This is a genomic window from Intrasporangium calvum, assembly GCF_028446585.1.
GTDB classification, from domain to species: Bacteria; Actinomycetota; Actinomycetes; order Actinomycetales; family Dermatophilaceae; genus Intrasporangium; species Intrasporangium calvum_A.
The window spans coordinates 1-20,220 of the sequence record NZ_JAPFQL010000101.1 but is presented as its reverse complement, the minus strand read 5'-3'; the positions used below and the strand labels follow the sequence as shown (position 1 = coordinate 20,220).

Sequence of the window (20,220 nt, the reverse complement as noted above, 5' to 3'; positions counted from 1 at the left end):
GCCGGTGTGCTGCTCCGAGAGGGTGGCGAGGGCCTGGCGCACTGTCTTGGCGAAGAGGTGAGAGCCCTTCAGGCTCGGGTGGATCCGGTCGGCCTGGAGCTGCTCGGGATGGTTGCGCACGGCCGCGGCCCAGTCGGCGACGATGACGTTGGGTCGGGACGCGGCGAGCGCGGCAAGCACCCGGTTGTCGCTGTCGACGCGGGAGAAGGGTGCCATGAGGTTGACGAGGACGATCATCCGGTCGGGACCGAGTAGGTCGAGGGTCTTGGCCGCCGACCTCTCGTCCACCCCAGCGTTGGTGCCGAAGGCCAGGATCACCGCGCGGCGGTTGGCTTCGCCGCGGGCGGCCACGTTCGTCACCGCATCGGGCCACCTGCGGTTGGAGCGGGCGTCCATCCTGATGCCGGGGAAGTAGTACTCGAGCGCGTGGACGCTGCCGACCATCATGGAGTCGCCGTAGGCGTCGATCTCCTCACCCGCCGGCATCCGGAAGGTGGCCTTGACGTCGGCTGGCGGCACGCGCCTCGAGGCTGGGGGTGCTGGTGAGGCAGTGGTCGTCGCGCCTCCGGTCGGCGTGGACCTCCGGGCCGTCGTTGGTGTGGTGGAGGGCGCGTTCTGAGCGGCCCGGGCGGCATTTGCCTCCAGCATCCGCGCGGTCTCTGACTGGTCAGGAGCCGTGAGCACGATGGCGGACAGGGTCACCGCGGCGGTGAGCGTGCTGACGGCCACGACCTGTCGGGTGCGGCGCGACCACGACAGGAGAAAGGCGCCGATCGCGCGCAGCACGCCGCGGAAACCACGGCGGCGGAAGGGCGTCTCGATGAACCGGTGGGTGAGGTCGGCGAGCGCGAGAGTCACGACGACGCACCAGACCCGGGTCAGGAGGTGGCTGATCGTGCCCGGCGCCGACGGGTTGTCGCGGCCCACGACGAGGATGACCGGCCAGTGCCAGAGGTAGATGGAGTAGGAGCGCACGCCGATCCAGATGGCGACCGGATGGCTGGTCAGGCGCTGCCAGGGCGTCGAGCGCGAGCCCGCGGGCCGGTCGAGCACGGCGAGGACGAGGAGACCGGATGCGAGGGACGCGAGGAGGATCCCACCTCGGAAGGTCGCAGCGTCCGTCTCGTCGAGGAGGAGGAACCCGGCGACCAGCACGAGCAGTGCGGCCGGCACCAGCCAGCGCCCCGGGGGTCCCCACTGCGACGGACGGAGGAGTCGGGCCAGGGCCGGGTTGGCCCACGCGAAGGCGAGGGCTGCACCGACCATGAGCCCCATCAGGTGGGTGTCGGTCCCGTAGTAGACCCGGGTCGCATCCGTGCCGGGCTCCACGAGAACGGCCATGAGCACTGCCGAGAGGGCGGCCAGGGCGAGAGCCACGACGACCCGTGCGCGCGCCGTGGCCACGGTGACCAGGAGGAGAGTCAGGCCCGGCCAGAGGAGGTAGAACTGCTCCTCGACGGCGAGCGACCAGAAGTTCATGAACAGCTGAGGCGCCGTCTGGTCGAAGTAGCTCGTCCCCGCGGTGATCTCGAGCCAGTTCGTCGAGAAGGTGAGCGCTCCGAGGATCTGGCGGCCGATGTGGACGAGCAGGTCCCCGCTGACGAGGCGCGCGATCAGCGTGCTGACGGCGACCGTGACGACGAGGGCAGGTAGCAGGCGTCTGGCCCGCCGCACCCAGAACTGTCGGAACGCGATCCGCCCGGTCCGCTCGTGCTCGCGGACGAGCAGGGTCGTGATGAGGAAGCCGGAGACGACGAAGAAGACGTCGACGCCGAGGTAGCCGCCGGGCAGCCAGGGCGCGTTGAGGTGGAAGACGAGGACGGCCAGGATGGCGAGGGCGCGGATGCCGTCGAGCCCCTCGATGCGCTCCCCGAGCCCGCTCGACTGCGACGGCGGCCGCGCCGGCTCCGGGCGGGCCACGCGTGGTGTGGCCGAGGTCGTCACGTGGCTCCCTCCTCGTCGCCGACGGGTGGCCGAAGGGACTGGGCCCCTTCCGTGAGCATAGAAAGCGCCGCCGACAGTCCGTCGGAGGCGCGCGGGGAGGCGCCCGGCCCAGCACCCCTCAGCCAGCCGTATGCCGCTGGGCTCGTCCCGCTCGGTCGTGCCGTCGGGTGGGCGGCTGGGTCCGCTGGTCAGGCGCCGCCTACGGTGGTCGCATGAGTGAGGTTCGGCGGGTGACCCTGTTCGTCCGGGGCCGGGTCCAGGGCGTCGGGTTCCGGTGGTGGACCCGGGCCCGGGCTCTCGAGCTGGGCCTCGTCGGCCACGCGCGCAACATGGTCGACGGTCGGGTCGAGGTGCTCGCTCAGGGTCCGGCCGACGCTGTGGCACGGCTGGAAGAGCTGCTGCGAGAGGACCCCTCGACGACCCGCAGGCCCGGGCACGTCGAGTCGGTGGTCGCCCAGCCGGGCCCCCTGCGGGAGGACCTCGCGAGCTTCGTCGAGCGCTAGGAGTGGTTCCCGCGCGGTCCAGCTGGCGGGCGCGTCATCACACCGTGACCGAAGCTCGCCTAGCCTGACGGAGTGAGCGACACTCCGTCCGACACCCCGATCGAGCTGGCTCGCCTGCGCAGCAGCATCGACAACATCGACGCGGCGCTCGTGCACCTGCTGGCGGAGCGGTTCAAGTGCACCCAGCAGGTCGGCCGCCTCAAGGCCGACCAGAACCTCCCGCCGGCCGACCCGGCGCGGGAGGAGCGGCAGATCGCGCGGCTGCGGACCCTGGCTGACGAGGCCGGCCTCGACCCGGTCTTCGCGGAGAAGTTCCTCAACTTCATCATCGCCGAGGTCATCCACCACCACGAGCGGATCGCCTCGGGCAACGAGTGACCGGGTGCCGCGTCAGTAGAGAGTGGCAGCCTGACGCTCGTCGAGCGCCGCGTCGTAGTCCTCGGCCTCGGCGCGCGAGGTGAAGCCGCCGGCCTCGAGGGTCATCTGCCCGGCTGTCGGCACCGCGGCCGGGTCCGGCCAGGTCGCGGGGTCCCACAGGCCGGAGCGTTTCATCGCCCGGGCGCACTGGAAGTAGACGCGCTCGATGGTCACCACCATGACTGAGGCGGGCAGCGCGCCCCGCACCTCGTGGTGGGCCAGCTCGTCCGGGTCGGTCGAGACGACGGCGGTCCCGCGCACGCGCAGCTCGTGACCGACGCCGGGGACCAGGAAGAGCAGCCCGACACGCGGGTCGGCGACGACGTTGCGCAGCGTGTCGAGGCGGTGGTTGCCGCGGCGGTCGGGGATGACGAGGGTCCGCTCGTCCCGCACCCGGACGAAGCCGGGGGCGTCGCCGCGCGGTGACTGGTCCAGGCCCCCGCGGCCCACGGTCGAGACGACGCAGAACGGTGCGGCCGAGACGAACGCGGCATAGGACGGCGTCAGGACGGGCGACTCCTTGCGGAGCGAGGTGCTGGCCGGCTCCTGCGGATACACCTCGAGCAGTCGGTCGATGGTCGCGATGGTGTGGAGGTCACTCACCCTCGTCACTGTACGGAGCCGAGGACCACGAGCCTGCCTTCTTTTCCGGGGCCGGACGGCACCGTGAGCGTCGCCGCCAGCGCGGGCGGTCCTTCCACGATCTCCATCGGTCCGTCCACGTCGGCGAGCTGCGACGCAAGAGCATCGGGCGCAGCCATCGAGAGGCGCAGCTCGACCAGACGAATCCCGCTGTCCGGCAGGAGGGTCGACGGAGGTGGAGTGCGCCACAGGATCCGTGACGGCGCGAGCCCGCCCAGCGGCATACGGCCGTCTGGGGCAACGGTGAGGGCCCACGCGTTCGACCCGCGCCGCAGCTCAATGACGTCCGCGGCGCCCGCCAGCGACTCGACGCGCACGACCCAGTGGACCAGTGCCGGACCAGCAGCCAGGCGCTCGCGCATGGCGCTCGTGTCGAGCTCGAACCACCGCGGCCTGGCCGGCGGTGGCGCGTCCGGGTCCACGGCGATGACCTCGAGGTAGCTCTCCGGACCGAGCGAGATCAGGGCGTTGTGGGTGCCGAAAGCCTCGTGCCGTCCACCCGGCAGGAGGGCTGCGCCGACCCGCGCCTCGACCCACCGGACCCCCTCCTCGAGGGTGGTCGCGGCGACCACGAGGTGATCGACCGTGCTCACCTGACCAGCCTATGGCCGTATGCTGCTGGGCCGGCTGCCGCTCGCCTGCGCGGTTCCGGGCGCGCCCGCTTGTAGTCTGACCGGGATCGGCGCAGGTGAAGTCGCGTGGGTCCACGCTGGGTCGGACAAGGGAAAGAACGGGTCGTGTACGTCAAGAGCCTCACTCTGAAGGGCTTCAAGTCCTTCGCGTCGGCGACCCACCTGCGCCTCGAGCCGGGGATCACCTGCATCGTGGGCCCCAACGGCTCCGGCAAGTCCAACGTCGTCGATGCGCTCGCCTGGGTCATGGGGGAGCAGGGTGCGAAGTCGCTGCGCGGCGGCAAGATGGAGGACGTCATCTTCGCCGGCACGGCCGGCCGCGCACCGCTCGGGCGGGCCGAGGTCGCCCTGACGATCGACAACACCGACGGCGCCCTGCCCATCGACTACACCGAGGTCACGATCGCGCGGACGATGTTCCGCAACGGCGGGTCGGACTACTCGATCAACGGGACGCCGTGCCGGCTCCTCGACATCCAGGAGCTGCTCTCGGACAGCGGCATCGGCCGCGAGATGCACGTCATCGTCGGGCAGGGCCAGCTCGACACCGTGCTGCGGGCCACCCCGGAGGAGCGGCGCGGCTTCATCGAGGAGGCCGCCGGCGTCCTGAAGCATCGCAAGCGCAAGGAGCGCGCGCTGCGCAAGCTCGACGCGATGGAGGCCAACCTCACCCGGGTCCAGGACCTCACCGGCGAGATCCGCCGCCAGCTCGGCCCGCTCGGTCGCCAGGCCGAGACGGCCCGCAAGGCCGCCGTGATCCAGACCGACGCGCGGGACGCCCGCCTGCGGCTGCTCGCCGACGACCTCGTCCAGCTCACCTCGACCCTCGAGCAGGAGGTGGCCGACGAGTCGGCACTGATCCAGCGCCGCACCGAGGTCGAGGAGGCGATGGCCGACCTGGGCCACCGGATCAGCGGCCTCGAGCAGGCGGCCGAGGCGGCCCGTCCGGCCCTGGCGCAGGCCCAGGACCAGTACGTCTCGCTCAGCCGGCTCGTCGAGCGGATGGCGGCGACCCTGTCGCTCGCCTCGGAGCGGGTGCGCCTGCTCAGCGAGGACGACGGCGGTGCCGACGAGGGGCAGTCGGCCCGCGATCCCGAGCAGCTTCGCGCCCAGGCCGCCGAGGTCCGTGAGCAGGAGGAGATGCTGCTCGCCGAGCTCGACGAGCTCAAGGCGACCCTCGAGGACGCGGTCCTCGCCCGCAACGACGCGGAGCGCGCCCACGCCGAGGAGACCTCCCGTCTGGCCCGGGCCAGCCGCGCCGCCGCCGACCGCCGCGAGGGCCTGGCCAAGCTCGGCGGCCAGGTCGGTGCCAAGGCCTCGCGGATCGAGGCACGAGAGGCCGAGCTCGGCCGGCTCCGGTCCACGGCCGAGCAGGCCCGGCTGCGCGCCGCTGAGGCCGAGCGCGAGTTCGCGAGCCTCGAGGCCAACGTCGCTCAGGACGAGGAGGGCGAGGAGGGGCTCGACTCCGACTACGAGCAGGCGGCTGCCGAGCTCGAGGAGGCCGAGGCCGAGGTGCTCCGGTGGCGTGACGCCGAGCAGGCTGCCGACCGCGCCCGCACCACCGCCGCCGCGCGGATGGAGGCCCTCGAGCTGAGCCTGAGCCGCAAGGACGGGGCCGCAGCGCTCCTCGCCACGGCCCAGGACGACCTCGAGGCCCACGGGATCATCGGCTCCGTCGCCTCCCTCGTGACGGTGGACGCCGGTCTCGAGAACGCCGTGGCAGCCGCCCTCGGCACGGCCGCGGAGGCGCTCGCCGTCAGCTCGCTCGATGCCGCCGCCCGCGCGCTCGACACGCTGCGAGCCGGCGACGCCGGCCAGGCCAGCCTGCTCGTCTCGGAGTCGGCGACCCGCATCGATGTCTCGGGCTGGCCGGCCCTTCCCGACGGGGTGCGCTGGGCTCGCGACGCGGTCGAGTGCCCGGAGTCGGTGCGACCGGCCGTGGACCAGGCCCTCGAGCTGGTCGCCCTCGTCGAGGACAGCGCGGCGGCCGCTTCGCTCCTCCGGTCCAGACCCGGAGTCACGGCAGTCACCCGCGACGGGGACGTCTTCGCCCCGGGCCTCGTGCGGGGTGGGAGCCTCAGCGCGCCGAGCCTCCTCGAGCTGCAGGCTGCCCTCGAGGCAGCCCAGGCCGAGGTCTCCGAGGCGACGCACGCGGGGGAGCAGGCCCGGTTCGCGCTCGCGGCTGCCGAGTCGGCCCGCGCCGAGGTCAACGACCGGGTCGAGGCCACCCTGGAGCGACTGCACGAGAGCGACGCGCGGATGTCCGCCGTCGCCGAGCGGCTCGGCTCCCTCGGCCAGACCCTGCGGGCTGCCCGCGCCGAGGTCGAGCGGACCGAGCGGGCCATCGCTGACGCCCGCGCCGCCCTCGAGGCGGACCAGGCCGAGCACGCCGAGCTGCTCGAACGGCTCGAAGCGGCGAGCGCCGAGGGTGAGATCGAGGCTGAGCCATCGACCGAGGAGCGCGACCGTCTCGACGCCGCCGCGCGCGAGGCCCGGGCGACCGAGACCGAGCTGCGGCTCGGCCTGCGCACCCGAGAGGAGCGCGTGCGGGCGCTCCGCGACCGCGCCGAGGCGCTCGAGCGCGCGGCCCGGCACGAGGAGGAGACCCGCGAGCGGCTGGCCGCACGCCGGGCCCGGCGCGAGCGGGAGGCCAAGGTCGCCGAGGCCGTCCGCATCGCCGCGGCCTGGGCCCACGACCTGCTCGTGGAGTCGGCCGAGGAGGCCGACGCCGCCCGCCGGACCGCCGAGGAGGCCCGCACCGAGCGCGACGCCGAGCTCGCCATCGTCCGGCGCGACCTCGCGACCCTGCAGAACGAGCTGCGTGAGCTGACCGACAGCGTCCACCGCGACGAGGTGGCCAGGGCCCAGCAGCGGCTGCGGATCGAGCAGCTGCAGCAGAAGGCCGTCGAGGAGCTCGGCATCTCTCCCGACGCCCTCATGGAGGAGTACGGCCCCCACCAGCTCGTCCCCGTCCTGCCCGACCCAGCGGCCGACCCGGACGCCCCCCAACCGGAGCCGGTGCCCTTCGTCCGCGAGGCCCAGGAGAAGCGGCTGCGCCAGGCCGAGCGCAAGCTGAGCGCCCTCGGGCGGATCAACCCGCTCGCGCTGGAGGAGTTCTCCGCCCTCGAGGAGCGCCACCAGTTCCTCACCGAGCAGCTCGAGGACCTCAAGAGCTCCAAGCGGGACCTTCTCGACATCGTCAAGGAGGTCGACGAGCGCGTCGAGCGGGTCTTCGCCGAGGCCTTCGAGGACACGGCCGTCCAGTTCGAGCGGGTCTTCCAGCGGCTCTTCCCGGGCGGTGAGGGACGGCTGATCCTGACCGACCCCGCCAACATGCTGACGACCGGCCTCGAGGTCGAGGCGCGGCCGCCCGGCAAGAAGATCAAGCGCCTGTCGCTGCTCTCCGGCGGTGAGCGCTCCCTCGTCGCCGTCGCGCTGCTCGTCGCGATCTTCAAGGCCCGGCCGTCGCCGTTCTACATCATGGACGAGGTCGAGGCCGCGCTCGACGACGCCAACCTCGGCCGCCTGATCACCCTCTTCGAGGAGCTGCGCGACAGCTCCCAGCTCATCGTCATCACGCACCAGAAGAAGACGATGGAGATCGCCGACGCCCTCTACGGCGTCAGCATGCGCGGCGACGGGGTCACCACGGTCGTCTCCCAGCGCCTGCGTGACGTGACGGAGCCAGCCTCCGCCTGAGGGAACGTTCCTGCGGGAGCGAGCCCAGCGGCATACGGCATGGGGTGTATGCCGCTGGGCTCGGTCGTGCCCTCACGCGCCCTCCGCGGGGTGGCTCGGTGGGCGGGGAGGGTCGGCCTGCCGTGATTGGATGGACGACGTGGACAATCTCTGGACCTTCCTGATCGTCGGCGTCGTCATCCTCGCCCTGGGGATCGGCTTCGCCGTCTCGCTCCTGCGTGGCCGGGGAGGCCCCGAGCGCGAGGTCGAGGCCCCGACCCGCCCCGCGCCTCGTCTGGACCGCGAGGCTCCGGAGGACACCGGCGCGCCCACACCGGGCGGGGGCACGGTCACGACCGAGGCGCCCGAAGAGACCCTGCCGCCCGTCGTCGAACCCGTCCCCACGATCGAGCGCCCGGAGTCCGCGCGCGGCCGGCTGCAGCGCCTCCGCGCCCGCCTCGCCCGGTCCAACTCGGCCCTGGGCAAGGGGCTGCTCGCGCTGCTGTCCCGCGGCCGGCTCGACGAGGAGGCCTGGGAGGACGTCGAGGACACGCTCATCGCCTCCGACCTCGGTGTCGAGGCGACCGAGGAGCTCATCGCCTCCCTCCGGACCAAGGTCAAGATCGACGGCACGACCGACGAGGCCACCGTCCGCGAATGGCTCCGCGAGGACCTGCTGCGCCTCGTCCAGCCCGACATGGACCGCCGCATCGCCTCCTCCCGCGTCGGCACCCGCCCGGCGGTGATCCTCGTCGTCGGCGTCAACGGGACGGGCAAGACGACCACGGTCGGCAAGCTCGCCCGGGTGCTCGTCGCCGAGGACCGCGACGTGCTCCTCGGCGCTGCCGACACCTTCCGGGCCGCCGCCGCCGACCAGCTCGACACGTGGGGCGCCCGGGTCGGCGTTCCCACCGTCCGGTCCGACCGGGAGGGCGCCGACCCCGCCGCGGTGGCCTTCGACGCCGTCAAGGCCGGCATCGAGCAGGAGGTCGACGTCGTCATCATCGACACGGCCGGTCGGCTGCACAACAAGGTCGACCTGATGAACGAGCTCGGCAAGGTCAAGCGCGTCGTCGAGAAGCAGAGCGAGATCGACGAGGTGCTCCTCGTCCTCGACGCGACCACCGGGCAGAACGGCCTCCAGCAGGCGAAGGTCTTCAGCGAGGCAGTCAACGTCACCGGCATCGTGCTGACCAAGCTCGACGGCACGGCCAAGGGCGGCATCGTCGTCGCCGTCCAGCGCCAGCTCGGAGTGCCCGTCAAGCTCGTCGGGCTGGGGGAGGGGCCGGACGACCTCGCGCCGTTCGACCCGGAGGAGTTCGTCGACGCGATCCTCGAGTAGGTCTCGACGCGATCATCGCAACGGAGGGCCCGTCCACATCGTGGGCGGGCCCTCCGTGCGAAACGAGCCACTAACAGTGAGCGCCCGTTGTTGACACACCCGTAACACGGGGCGCCAACCGGTGAAACGGCTCGTTCCCAAGATCGTCGGCATGACAACCGCACTGGTGCCCCTCGCGGCAGAAGCACCGGAGATCAACGAGGCAGCGACGGCGTTCATGCTCATCGCGTCCTCCATGGTCCTCCTCATGACCCCCGGTCTCGCGCTCTTCTACGGAGGCATGACGCGAGCCAAGTCCGTCCTCAACATGATGATGATGTCCTTCGGGGCGCTCGGCGTCGTCGGCGTCATCTACATCCTGTGGGGCTACTCGATGTCCTTCGGCCCGACCGACATCGGCGGGATCTTCGCCAGCCCGTTCGACTACTTCGGTCTCGGCCAGCTGCTGGATGACGGCACCGGCAGCCCCCGGCTCGTCGACGTCTTCGGCGCCGGTGTGTTCATCCCCGAGGCCATCGTCGCCGGCTTCCAGCTGACCTTCGCCGTGATCACCGTGGCGCTCATCAGCGGTGCGGTCGCGGACCGGGTCAAGTTCTCGACCTGGCTCGTCTTCGCCGGCGTCTGGGTGACCCTGGTCTACTTCCCGATCGCCCACATGGTCTGGGGCGGTGGCCTCCTGTCGGGCGCCGAGGGCGGGCTCGCGGCTCGGCTCTTCGGCGTCACCGACGGCGCGGCCACCGTCGTGCCGATCGACTTCGCCGGCGGCACCGTCGTCCACATCAACGCCGGCATCGCAGGTCTCGTCCTCGCCCTCATCGTCGGCAAGCGGCTCGGCTTCGGCAAGACCGCCATGCGGCCACACAACGTCCCCCTCGTCATGATCGGCGCCGGGCTGCTGTGGTTCGGCTGGTTCGGGTTCAACGCCGGGTCCGAGCTCGCCGCTGACGGCGTCGCCTCGGTGGTCTGGCTCAACACGACGGCCGCGACGGCCGCCGCCATCATCGGCTGGCTGCTCGTCGAGAAGCTGCGGGACGGGCACGCGACCTCCGTCGGCGCCGCCTCCGGTGTCGTCGCCGGCCTCGTGGCGATCACCCCCGCCTGCGGGGTCCTCTCCCCGGTCGGCTCCCTCGTGCTCGGGGTCGTCGCCGGTGCCCTGGCGGCGCTCGCGGTGGGCCTCAAGTACCGCTTCGGCTACGACGACTCCCTCGACGTCGTCGGGGTCCACCTCGTCGCCGGGCTCTGGGGCACCGTCGGCGCCGGTCTCCTCTCCACCTCCACCGGGCTCTTCTACGGAGGCGGCTTCCGCCAGACGGTCCTGCAGATCATCATCGCTCTCGTCTCGCTGGTCGTCTCCGGCCTGCTGACGGCGATCATCGGCCTCGCTCTCAAGTACACGCTCGGTTGGAGGATCTCCGACGAGAGCGAGACGGCCGGGATCGACCAGGCCGAGCACGCGGAGTCCGGCTACGACCTCGGCGGTTTCGCGGCGGGAGCCGCCCGCGGCATCGCCATCCCGCGCTCCACCATCCCGTCCCAGCACAGTGACCTCACCGACAAGGTCGAAGGAGCGAACGCATGAAGCTCGTCACCGCCATCATCAAGCCGCACCAGCTCGACGAGGTGAAGGAGGCCCTGGAGGCCTTCGGGGTGTCCGGCATGACCATCAGTGAGGCGAGCGGCTACGGCCGGCAACGGGGGCACAGCGAGGTCTACCGCGGCGCGGAGTACACCGTGGACTTCGTCCCCAAGGTCCGCCTCGAGGTCCTCGTCGATGACATCGACGCCCCCGACGTCATCGACGTCATCCTCAAGTCGGCCCAGACCGGACGCATCGGTGACGGGAAGATCTGGTCCGTCCCCGTCGACGAGGTCGTCCGGGTCCGCACCGGCGAACGAGGCCAGAGCGCCCTCTGACCGACGGCGTCCGTCCCCGTCCTGCACCAGCGAGCGAAAGGCCCGGCGAGGTCCGATGACCGATGTGACGACACGACGACTCGACCTCGCCGGGACCCGCGGCTTCGCGACGCCCGGCGCGGGACCCGCCCGCCGCCGGGCGCTCGCGGAGTTCGGGTTCAGCTGGCTCCAGGAGATCTGGCGCGAGGCCTGCGCCGGGCGACGCCACCAGGGCGTCGCGCTGGCGGCGGTCGGGTCGCTGGCGCGCGGTGACGGGGGGCCGCTCAGCGACTACGACCTCGTCCTCGTGCACCACCCCCGGGGGCTGGCCGGCAAGGAGGTCAGCGCCTTCGCCGACCGGCTCTGGTACCCGATCTGGGACGCCGGGGTGCGGCTCGACCACAGCGTGCGCACGGTCGCGGACTGCCGGGCCGTCGCCTCCGAGGACCTGTCGGCGGCGATCGGGCTGCTCGACCTGACCCACGTCGCGGGCGACGCCGACGTCGTCAACGCCGCGCGGTCCACCGTGGCCCACGACTGGCGGGCCAACGCCCGGACGCGGCTGCCCGAGCTCGAGGAAGGCGTGACGACGCGGCACGTCCGGCTGGGGGACCTCGCGCACCTCATCGAGCCCGACCTCAAGGAGGCGCGCGGCGGGCTGCGGGACATGAGCGTCCTGCGGGCCCTCACCGAGGCCTGGCTGACCGACCGACCGCACGGGGCGGTCGACGAGGCCTACGAGATGATCCTCGACGTGCGCGACGCGATCCACGTCGTCACCGGCCGCGGTCGGGACCGCCTCACCCGGGACGACCAGGACGCGTGCGCGGCCCTCCTCGGCTACGGCGATGCCGACGACCTGCTCACCGACCTCTCCGCCGCAGCCCGGACCGTCGCCTACGCGACCGACGGCACCCTGCGCCGCGCGCTGCAGTCGCAACGGGCCCGCACCCTCCGCGTGGGCCCGCGGCGACCGCAGCTCGTCCCGCTCGGCTACGGGCTCTACCGGCACGACGGTGAGGCGGTCCTCGGGCCCTCGGCCGACGTCGCCTCCGACCCGGTCATCCCACTGCGGGCCGCCGTGGTGGCCGCGCGCAACGGACTCCCGCTGTCGCCGACCACCATGCGCAACCTGGCGACCCACTCGCCGCAGCTGCCGGAGCCCTGGCCCGAGGTCGCTCGCGACGTCTTCGCCGACCTCCTCGCCACGGGCCCCGGTCTCGTGACGGTCTGGGAGGGACTCGACCTCGCCGGCGTCGTCGAACGGTGGATCCCCGAGTGGGCCGCGGTCCGCAGCCGCCCGCAGCGCAACGCCGTGCACCGACACACCGTGGACCGCCACCTCGTCGAGACGGTCGTGACGGCCAGCGGCATGGTGCGCGACGTCGCGCGTCCCGACCTGCTCGTCCTGGCCGCCCTCCTCCACGACATCGGCAAGGTGCCCGGGGCTCTCGACCACTCCCGGACCGGCGCCAAGATCACCGACGCCATTCTTCGCCGGATCGGCATCGGGGAAGGCGACCGGGCTGTCGTCGTCCGGCTGGTGAGCGAGCACCTCACCCTCATCGACCTCGCCACCCGCCGGGACCCCGAGGACCCCGCCACGATCGTCGCCCTCTCCGAGGCGGTCGGCGGCTCCGTCATGACGCTCGACCTGCTCCGGGCGCTCACCGAGGCAGACGCCTCGGCCGCCGGGGCCAAGGCGTGGAGCGACTGGCGTGCCGGGCTGGTCGAGCGCCTCTACCGGGCCTGCCGGGCGGCCCTCATCGCCGCCAACGGCGCCGAGAGCCTCACGGTCGTCGAGCCCCTCGAGCCGCTGCCCCTGGCGCCGGCGGTCCTCGAGCAGGTGGCTGTCGGCGCGGCACACGTGACCGTGGTGTCCCTCGGTGGGGCCCACCGCATCGACATCATCGACCGTGACCGCGCCGGGCTCTTCGCCGACACGGCCGGACTGCTCGCCGCCCACGGGTTCGTCGTGCGCTCCGCCATCGTCCGGACCCTCGACGGACTGGCCGTCAACGAGTGGTGGGTCGACTCGCCGGGCGGCGAGATCCCGCTCCCGGACATCCTCGCGCGGGACCTCACCCGAGTCGGCCGGGGCGACCGGTCCCCGCTCGGCGCACTGCAGCGCCGACGGACGAGCCGCGCCGTCCGCAGCCCCGGGTCCGGGGCGCCCGACTCCACGCGGGCCATGGTGATCAGCAGCGCGTCGGACACCGCCACCGTCATCGAGGTCCGCGCCGCCGACCGGCCCGGCCTGCTCCAGGACATCGGCATCACGCTCGCGAGGGCCTCGCTCGCCGTCCGGTCCGCCCACATCGCCACCTACGCCGGCCAGACGCTCGACACCTTCTACGTCACCGAGTTCGGCGGTGCCCGGCTCGCCCCCGCCCGGGCCGCCCAGGCCGTCGCCATGATCATCGACACCTGCGACGCCGGTTGAAACCCCGGGAGGACCGGGAGGGAGGGCGCAGCGGGAGCGCGCTCAGCGGCATACGGCAGGGTCGTGCTGTGCCGAATCGGAACTCAGCGGGCCAACGGCTAAAGTTGCCGGGTGTTCGCAACCCTGTCTGACCGGCTGACCGCCACCTTCAAGAACCTCCGCGGCAAGGGCCGCCTCTCGGAGTCCGACGTCAACAAGGCGATCCGGGACATCCGACTGGCGCTCCTCGACGCCGACGTGGCGCTGCCCGTCGTCAAGCGGTTCACCTCGGCGGTGCGCGATCGAGCGCTCAGCGAAGAGGTCAACCAGGCGCTCAACCCGGCCCAGCAGGTCGTCAAGATCGTCAACGAGGAGCTCGTCACGATCCTCGGCGGCGAGACGCGGCAGATCCAGTTCGCCAAGAACCCGCCGACCGTCATCATGCTCGCCGGCCTCCAGGGCTCGGGCAAGACGACCTTCGCCGGCAAGCTCGGCCGCTGGCTCAAGGACCGCGGCCACACACCGCTGCTCGTCGCCGCCGACCTCCAGCGCCCCAACGCCGTCACCCAGCTCGAGGTCGTCGGCGAGCGCGCCGGCCTCAAGGTCTACGCGCCGGAGCGCGGCAACGTGGGCGGCCACGACGCGGTTGCCGGCACGGGGGAGGGCACCCGGAGCTTCGGGGATCCCGTCGCCGTGTCGCGGGCCGGTGTCGAGCACGCGCGGGCCCAGCAGCACGACGTCGTCATCGTCGACACCGCCGGTCGGCTCGCGGTCGACGCCAACCTCATGCAGCAGGCCGCCGACATCCGCGCGGCGATCCAGCCCGACGAGGTCCTCTTCGTCATCGACGCCATGATCGGCCAGGCCGCCGTCGAGACGGCCCAGGCCTTCCACGAGGGTGTCGCCTTCACCGGCGTCGTCCTGTCCAAGCTCGACGGCGACGCCCGCGGCGGTGCGGCCCTGTCGATCCGCGAGGTGACCGGCGAGCCGATCATGTTTGCCTCCGTCGGCGAGAAGGTCACCGACATCGAGGTCTTCCACCCCGACCGGATGGCCGGCCGGATCCTCGACATGGGCGACGTCCTCACCCTCATCGAGCAGGCCGAGAAGGCGTTCGACAAGCGCCAGGCCGACGAGATGGCGCGCAAGTTCCTCGCCGAGGAGGACTTCACCTTCGAGGACTTCCTCCAGCAGATGAACGCCATCAAGCAGATGGGTTCGCTCAAGTCGATGCTCAAGATGATGCCGGGCATGCAGCAGATGCGGGCCCAGCTCGACGCCTTCGACGACCGCGAGTTCGACCGGGTCGAGGCCATGGTCCGCTCGATGACGCCCTTCGAGCGCACCCACCCCAAGCAGATCAACGGCTCCCGGCGGGCCCGCATCGCCAAGGGCTCCGGCGTCACGGTGACCGACGTCAACCAGCTGCTCGAGCGGTTCCGCGAGGCCCAGAAGATGATGAAGTCGCTGGCGCGCGGCGGCGGTGCCGGGCTTCCCGGTATGCCGGGCCTGCCCGGCGCGGGCAAGCGTGGCCGCCAGCAGCAGCCGCAGCGCAAGAAGAGCAAGAGCGGCAACCCCGCCAAGCGCGCCGCCGAGGAGCGGGCCGCGGCTCAGCGGGCGGCCGAGGGTCGGTCCAAGGCTGCCGTGTCCGCGTTCGGGGCGCCTGGGCTGGGTGGGGGTGCCGGCGAGGGCGGTGACCCGACGGCCGACCTCGACCTGTCGAAGCTGCCGAAGGGCTTCGAGAAGTTCCTCGGCAAGAACTAGGACGCTCAGGGACGGGTTGTGCGTCCCTGAGCTGCAGGTTCATCCGCGCGCCGCGGGTAGGACGCGCGAGAGGATCCGCGTCCACCTGCGCGACGTCGGGCAGTCGCGGTGCCGAGCGGGCCAGCGTCGCGGACTTCCACCCGCACCGGAGGCGACACACCGTCGCGCCTCTGCACCTCTCGAGGGGGCGTGCCGCTCGGTGAGATTCGCGGTTCCGGGGACAGAATCTGCGCAGACGAGCATCCTTGGTGTGAAGGGTCTTCCACGAGCATCGGGGGATGCCAGGCCCTCTCGAGGAGGTCGGCGCTGCGGGGGCGGCGCCAGGACTGAACGTCCTTTGCAGATCTCGCATTTCGAGCCAGCGTGTCCGCTCCGTGGCTCGAAGCATCATCCACATGGGGGAATTCATGACGTCTTCATCTCGTGCTGGCTCGCGCCCCTTGCGGGGGCCGGCAGCAGTTCTGGCCGCAGTGGCGCTGGCCGCCACCTCGCTGGTCGCCGTTCCCTTGACCGCTTCCGCGGCGAACTCGGTGACCGTGGTGTCGAACCCGGACGCGTACACGTGCAGTCTGCCCGGTTTCATCGGGTTCGAGGACCTCGCCGACGGCACCAACCTGTCCTCCGGCGCGATCGGCGGAGTCCAGTTCACCACCACCGCCGGGTTCAGCTGGCTCGTCGGGGACTTCGCGACCGGCATGTACAACGGGAAGTACCCGTCGGGCGGCTACACCAGCCACGGCACCCACTGGGCCTGGCTCGGGACCAGCCAGGGTGCCGGGCGGATCGACTTCGTCCATGGCCCGGCCACCACGTTCAGCCTGCTGACCAGCGCCAACACGCCCGTCGTCCTGGAGGCCTACGACTCGGCCGGGACACTGCTGGAGTCAACCGGCCCGAGCGGCACCAACATCGACACCGGCTCGATGGCCGAGCTGAAGATCACCCGGGCCACCGCTGACATCGCCTACGTGGTCGTGCACGACAGCGGCAACTACTTCGAGGTCGACGACATCTGCACCGACGCCCCCGGGGTCAACCCACCAACCAACACCGCCCCCGACGTGGCAGCCGACAACGAGACCGTCGCCGTCGACGAGGCCTCCCCGGCCAGCAACACCGGCACGTTCTCCGACGCTGACGGTGACACCGTGACCCTGTCCGCGTCCGTCGGCACGGTCACCGACACCGGATCCGGGACGTGGTCGTGGAGCCTCACCCCGAGCGACGGCCCGGCCGACAGCCAGACCGTGACGATCACTGCGGACGACGGCACGGACACCGGCACGGCCACGTTCGCGCTGCAGGTGTCCAACGTCGCCCCGACCATCACCTCGTTGACCCCGAGCGCGGGCACCGTGCTCACGGGTCAGCCGGTCACCTTCACCGGCCAGGCCACCGACCCGTCCGGGCCGGACACCACGGCAGGGTTCACGTGGTCGTTCGACGGCGGCTCGTATGGCCCCTCGAACACGTTCACCACCACCTATGCCAGCTGCGGCAGCAACGACGTCACCGCGTTGGCCCAGGACAAGGACGGTGGGGTCTCCGCCCCGTTCACCTCCACTGCCGTGGTTGCCCTCGACAGCGCCTTCCTGCCGCCGCTCCAAGCCGGCAGCTACAACAAGGTCAAGGGCGGCCAGGTCATCCCGGTCAAGATCAACGTCGGTTGTGACGGGGCGCTGGCTTCCGGGCTGTCCCCGGCGATCCAGCTGCTCTCCGGAGACGTGGACCCGTCCACCGACCCGGGCGACGGCTCCAGCAACGTGGCCACCGAGTCCGTCTCGTCCGCTGACACCAGCGGGATCATGCGGGCCGCCGACGGGCAGTACATCTACAACCTGCTCGTCCCATCCGGGGCGGCGGGGACGAAGTACACCGTCCGCGTCCAGCCCACCGGCACCGCGGCGGGCGGCGCCCGGTACGTCGTCATCCAGCTCCGCTGATCCGACCCTCGAAGCAGTGGGGTGGACGCTCAAGGGCGTCCACCCCACCTGCTCGTCCGCTCGCAGCGGGGCCCCTGGGGATGGCCTTTGCGCGCTCATCGACGTTGACCGGGTGAACTGATGAAGATCCGGATGGCCGCAAGCTCCTCGGCAAGGGCCGCCCCGCCCGGCCGGCCGTGGTGTCCCGCCGGTGCCTCGCGACCTGGCCCCGCGGGCCCCGCATCCGCACCGGGCTGGGTAGGGTCGCTGCATGAGTGCGCCGGTGCTTCATGTCCGTGGTCAGGTCCTCGTCGGTCGCGAGGACGTTCGCGACGAGGTCTGGGTCATCGACGGCAAGGTGTCGTTCACGCCGCCGCGGTCGGGCACGGACGTGCAGACCCTCGACGGGTGGGTCCTTCCGGGGCTGGTGGACGCGCACTGCCACGTGGGCCTCGACTCGCACGGCGCCGTCCCCCGAGAGGCCGCCGAGGAGCAGGCCATCACCGACCGGGACACCGGCACCCTGCTCATTCGCGACGCGGGCCAGCCGGGCGACACGCGGTGGGTCGACGAGCGGGAGGACCTGCCCAAGATCATCCGGGCCGGCCGCCACATCGCCCGGAGCCGGCGCTACATCCGCAACTACGCCCACGAGGTCGAGGAGGCCGAGCTCGTCGACCACGTGCGGCTCGAGGCGCACCGCGGTGATGGCTGGGTCAAGCTCGTCGGGGACTGGATCGACCGCGAGGTCGGTGACCTGGCCCCGAGCTTCTCGCCCCAGGCGGTTGCCGAGGCCATCGCAGCCGCCCACGAGGAGGGGGTCCGGGTCACGGCCCACTGCTTCGGCGAGCAGTCCCTGCGGGACCTGGCTGCCGCGGGGATCGACTGCGTCGAGCACGCCACGGGCCTGCAGGAGGACACCATCGACGAGTTCGCGAGGCGGGGCATCGCGATCGTGCCGACCCTCGTCAACATCGCGAACTTCCCGGCCCTGGCAGCACCGGCCGCCGAGAAGTTCCCCGCCTACCACCGGCACATGCTCGACCTGCACGCCCGGCGGCACGCGACGATCGGGGCTGCCCACGAGGCCGGCATCCCGGTCTACGTCGGCACGGATGCAGGGGGTGCCCTGCCACACGGCCTCGTCGCCCAGGAGATCGTCGAGCTGACCAAGGCCGGACTCTCCAAGCTGGAGGCGCTCGACGCGGCCACCTGGGCGGCGCGCAGCTGGCTCGGGCGGCCGTCCATCGAGGAGGGCGAGGACGCGGATCTCGTCGTCTACGGCGCCGACCCGCGGGACGACGTGACGGTCGTGGCTGAGCCCAAGGGCATCGTCCTGCGAGGGCGACTTGTCCGCTGACCGCCCGGTGCCGACGGCGGTCCGCGGTGACCGGGTGGAGGTCCGGGCACCGACGCACGCAGACGAGGCCGCCTACTCCGCAGCTGTCACGCGCTCGGCGCTGCGGCTCTCGGAGTTCGCGGTCCCGGACCCGCACAACCTGCCGGCGATCATCGCGAGCCAGTCGGGGACCTACCGGACCTTCATGATCCACGCGCTCGAGCCGCAGGGGGAGTACGACCTCGTCGGCCGGGCCAACGTCGCCAACGTCGTCCGTGGTGCGTTCAACAGCGCGACGATCGGCTACGACGCCTACGACCCCTACGTCGGCAAGGGCCTCTTCGCCGAGGGGCTCCAGCTCATGCTCGACCTGGTCTTCGCCGACGAGCCGGCCGGCATGGGGCTGCACCGGATCGAGGCGAACATCCAGCCCACCAACCTCCGGTCGGCGGGTCTGGTCCGGTCCCTCGGCTTCACCCACGAGGGCTTCTCGCGGGACTTCCTCCACCTTCCGGGCCGCGACGGGCACCGGGAGTGGCGCGACCACGACCGCTACACGATGCTCGCGAGCGCCTGGCCGGCGCCGCCCTACCGGCACGAGCCGTGGCGGCGTCTGGCGGCGGTCGTCGCCGGGCCGCCGGCCCTCGATGCCCACGGTCTGGCTTCGCAGCTCGCGACGGAGCTCGGGCTGCCGTTGTTCTCGGCTGCGGCGGTTCCCACGGCCGCGACCCTCTTCGAGCTGCTGCGCGCCTCCCCGGTCGGGGGGATCGTCGAGGCGAAGCTGGCCGGTCCCGAGCTGCGGATGGGCCTGGCCCGGGCCCGCCTCGACCCCGCGATGGTTCCCGTCTTCGAGCCGCTCGGGGATCCGACCAAGCGGGAGGTCGTCGATCGGGCCCTGCGCGTCCGCGCCGCGTTCGGGGTGCGGGAGCGTTGACTCGCGAGCGGGGTCGGCGCGCGTTCGGTGAAGCCCCGCACATCTGGCACAATGGTCGGCTGTACCCGTCGGGCCAGCATTCTCTCGCCTGACCTGGACGCCTACACCGAGCGTCGGCTCCCCGTGTGTTCCCCACCCGGTCTTGCCGTGTTCACAACAAGAAACAGGAGACACCACTCCAGTGGCAGTCAAGATTCGTCTGAAGCGCATGGGCAAGATCCGTGCACCGTTCTACCGCGTCGTCGTCATGGACTCCCGCACCAAGCGGGACGGCCGGGCCATCGAGGAGATCGGCAAGTACCACCCCACCGAGGAGCCGTCGCTCATCGAGATCGACATGGAGCGCGCGAACTACTGGATCGCCAACGGCGCCCAGCCCACCGAGGCTGTTGCCGCGCTCCTCAAGGTCATCAACGACGGCAAGCTCAAGACCAGGGAGCAGGGCCCGTCCAAGAAGGAGCGCTACGAGGCCGCTCTCGCCGCCGCGGGCAAGGCCTCCGACTCGGACGCTCCCACGCCGCGCAAGAAGGCCGCCAAGAAGGCCGACCCGGCCGAGAGCGCTGACGCGCCCGCTGCCGAGGACGCTGCGGCCGAGGGCTCCGAGAAGAACGAGTCCTGAGCATGCTCGAGGAGGCGCTCGAGCACCTCGTCAAGGGCATCGTCGACCACGACGAGGATGTCGTCGTGCGTCGCAAGGAGCTGCGCCGCGGTGAGCTGCTCGAGGTCCGGGTGCACCCGGACGACCTCGGTCGGGTCATCGGCCGGTCGGGTCGGACGGCCAGCGCCCT

The 20,220-nt window shown here is 71.9% G+C and carries 16 protein-coding genes; 13 read left to right on the top strand and 3 right to left on the bottom strand.

Annotated features, from left to right (window positions below):
- The coding region (locus OO014_RS17365; protein WP_272463580.1) for an acyltransferase family protein at positions 1-1,944 on the bottom strand (1,944 nt) is incomplete at its 3' end.
- A gap of 212 nt (positions 1,945-2,156) precedes the next feature.
- Between OO014_RS17365 and OO014_RS17360 the strand changes: the two genes are divergently transcribed.
- Positions 2,157-2,447, top strand: a complete 291-nt coding sequence (locus tag OO014_RS17360) for an acylphosphatase (protein WP_272463579.1) — start codon at positions 2,157-2,159, stop codon at positions 2,445-2,447.
- 72 nt (positions 2,448-2,519) lie between these two features.
- Positions 2,520-2,825, top strand: a complete 306-nt coding sequence (locus OO014_RS17355) for a chorismate mutase (RefSeq protein ID WP_272463578.1) — start codon at positions 2,520-2,522, stop codon at positions 2,823-2,825.
- 12 nt (positions 2,826-2,837) lie between these two features.
- On the opposite strand, the gene OO014_RS17350 is transcribed toward OO014_RS17355, so the two are convergent.
- Positions 2,838-3,467, bottom strand: a complete 630-nt coding sequence (locus OO014_RS17350; RefSeq protein ID WP_272463577.1) for an MSMEG_1061 family FMN-dependent PPOX-type flavoprotein — start codon at positions 3,465-3,467, stop codon at positions 2,838-2,840.
- A 5-nt stretch (positions 3,468-3,472) separates the two neighbouring features.
- Positions 3,473-4,099 (bottom strand): VOC family protein, encoded by a 627-nt coding sequence (locus OO014_RS17345; RefSeq protein ID WP_272463576.1) that lies wholly within the window; start codon positions 4,097-4,099, stop codon positions 3,473-3,475.
- Between the two features lie 144 nt (positions 4,100-4,243).
- Here OO014_RS17345 and smc point away from each other — a divergent pair, with 144 nt between their 5' ends.
- The 11 genes from smc to OO014_RS17290 form a co-directional block, all read left to right on the top strand.
- Positions 4,244-7,837, top strand: a complete 3,594-nt coding sequence (gene smc, locus OO014_RS17340; RefSeq protein WP_272463575.1) for a chromosome segregation protein SMC — start codon at positions 4,244-4,246, stop codon at positions 7,835-7,837.
- 130 nt (positions 7,838-7,967) lie between these two features.
- Positions 7,968-9,158: a signal recognition particle-docking protein FtsY gene (gene ftsY / locus OO014_RS17335; RefSeq protein WP_272463574.1), complete on the top strand. Its 1,191-nt coding sequence runs from the start codon at positions 7,968-7,970 to the stop codon at positions 9,156-9,158.
- Between the two features lie 151 nt (positions 9,159-9,309).
- The gene (locus OO014_RS17330) at positions 9,310-10,737 is read left to right on the top strand and encodes an ammonium transporter (protein WP_272463573.1); all 1,428 of its coding nucleotides are present in this window, start codon (positions 9,310-9,312) and stop codon (positions 10,735-10,737) included.
- A complete protein-coding gene (locus OO014_RS17325; protein WP_272463572.1) occupies positions 10,734-11,072 on the top strand; it encodes a P-II family nitrogen regulator in 339 nt (112 codons plus the stop codon). The genes OO014_RS17330 and OO014_RS17325 overlap by 4 nt, the downstream gene beginning before the upstream one ends.
- Positions 11,073-11,127: 55 nt before the next feature.
- Complete coding sequence (locus OO014_RS17320; protein ID WP_272463571.1) at positions 11,128-13,494, top strand: [protein-PII] uridylyltransferase; 2,367 nt, start codon at positions 11,128-11,130, stop codon at positions 13,492-13,494.
- A 111-nt stretch (positions 13,495-13,605) separates the two neighbouring features.
- Positions 13,606-15,237, top strand: coding sequence for a signal recognition particle protein (gene ffh / locus OO014_RS17315; protein WP_272463570.1), 1,632 nt, complete (start codon positions 13,606-13,608; stop codon positions 15,235-15,237).
- A gap of 407 nt (positions 15,238-15,644) precedes the next feature.
- Positions 15,645-17,180: a PKD domain-containing protein gene (locus OO014_RS17310; protein WP_272463569.1), complete on the top strand. Its 1,536-nt coding sequence runs from the start codon at positions 15,645-15,647 to the stop codon at positions 17,178-17,180.
- 250 nt (positions 17,181-17,430) lie between these two features.
- On the top strand, positions 17,431-18,519 hold the full coding sequence (locus tag OO014_RS17305) for an amidohydrolase family protein (protein ID WP_272463568.1): 1,089 nt from the start codon (positions 17,431-17,433) through the stop codon (positions 18,517-18,519).
- Complete coding sequence (locus OO014_RS17300; protein ID WP_272463567.1) at positions 18,509-19,432, top strand: GNAT family N-acetyltransferase; 924 nt, start codon at positions 18,509-18,511, stop codon at positions 19,430-19,432. The genes OO014_RS17305 and OO014_RS17300 overlap by 11 nt, the downstream gene beginning before the upstream one ends.
- Before the next feature lie 181 nt (positions 19,433-19,613).
- Positions 19,614-20,051, top strand: coding sequence for a 30S ribosomal protein S16 (gene rpsP, locus OO014_RS17295; protein WP_272463566.1), 438 nt, complete (start codon positions 19,614-19,616; stop codon positions 20,049-20,051).
- A 2-nt stretch (positions 20,052-20,053) separates the two neighbouring features.
- Positions 20,054-20,220: KH domain-containing protein (locus OO014_RS17290; RefSeq protein WP_272463581.1), on the top strand; the 167-nt coding region annotated here is incomplete at its 3' end.

What these genes read in the sequence shown, in the direction of transcription:
- OO014_RS17360 (WP_272463579.1), top strand. Translation starts at nt 2,157, where the DNA reads ATGAGTGAGGTTCGGCGGGTGACCCTGTTCGTCCGGGGCCGGGTCCAG.
- ftsY (WP_272463574.1), top strand. Translation starts at nt 7,968, where the DNA reads ATGGACGACGTGGACAATCTCTGGACCTTCCTGATCGTCGGCGTCGTC.
- OO014_RS17330 (WP_272463573.1), top strand. Translation starts at nt 9,310, where the DNA reads ATGACAACCGCACTGGTGCCCCTCGCGGCAGAAGCACCGGAGATCAAC.
- OO014_RS17325 (WP_272463572.1), top strand. Translation starts at nt 10,734, where the DNA reads ATGAAGCTCGTCACCGCCATCATCAAGCCGCACCAGCTCGACGAGGTG.
- OO014_RS17320 (WP_272463571.1), top strand. Translation starts at nt 11,128, where the DNA reads ATGACCGATGTGACGACACGACGACTCGACCTCGCCGGGACCCGCGGC.
- OO014_RS17310 (WP_272463569.1), top strand. Translation starts at nt 15,645, where the DNA reads ATGACGTCTTCATCTCGTGCTGGCTCGCGCCCCTTGCGGGGGCCGGCA.
- OO014_RS17305 (WP_272463568.1), top strand. Translation starts at nt 17,431, where the DNA reads ATGAGTGCGCCGGTGCTTCATGTCCGTGGTCAGGTCCTCGTCGGTCGC.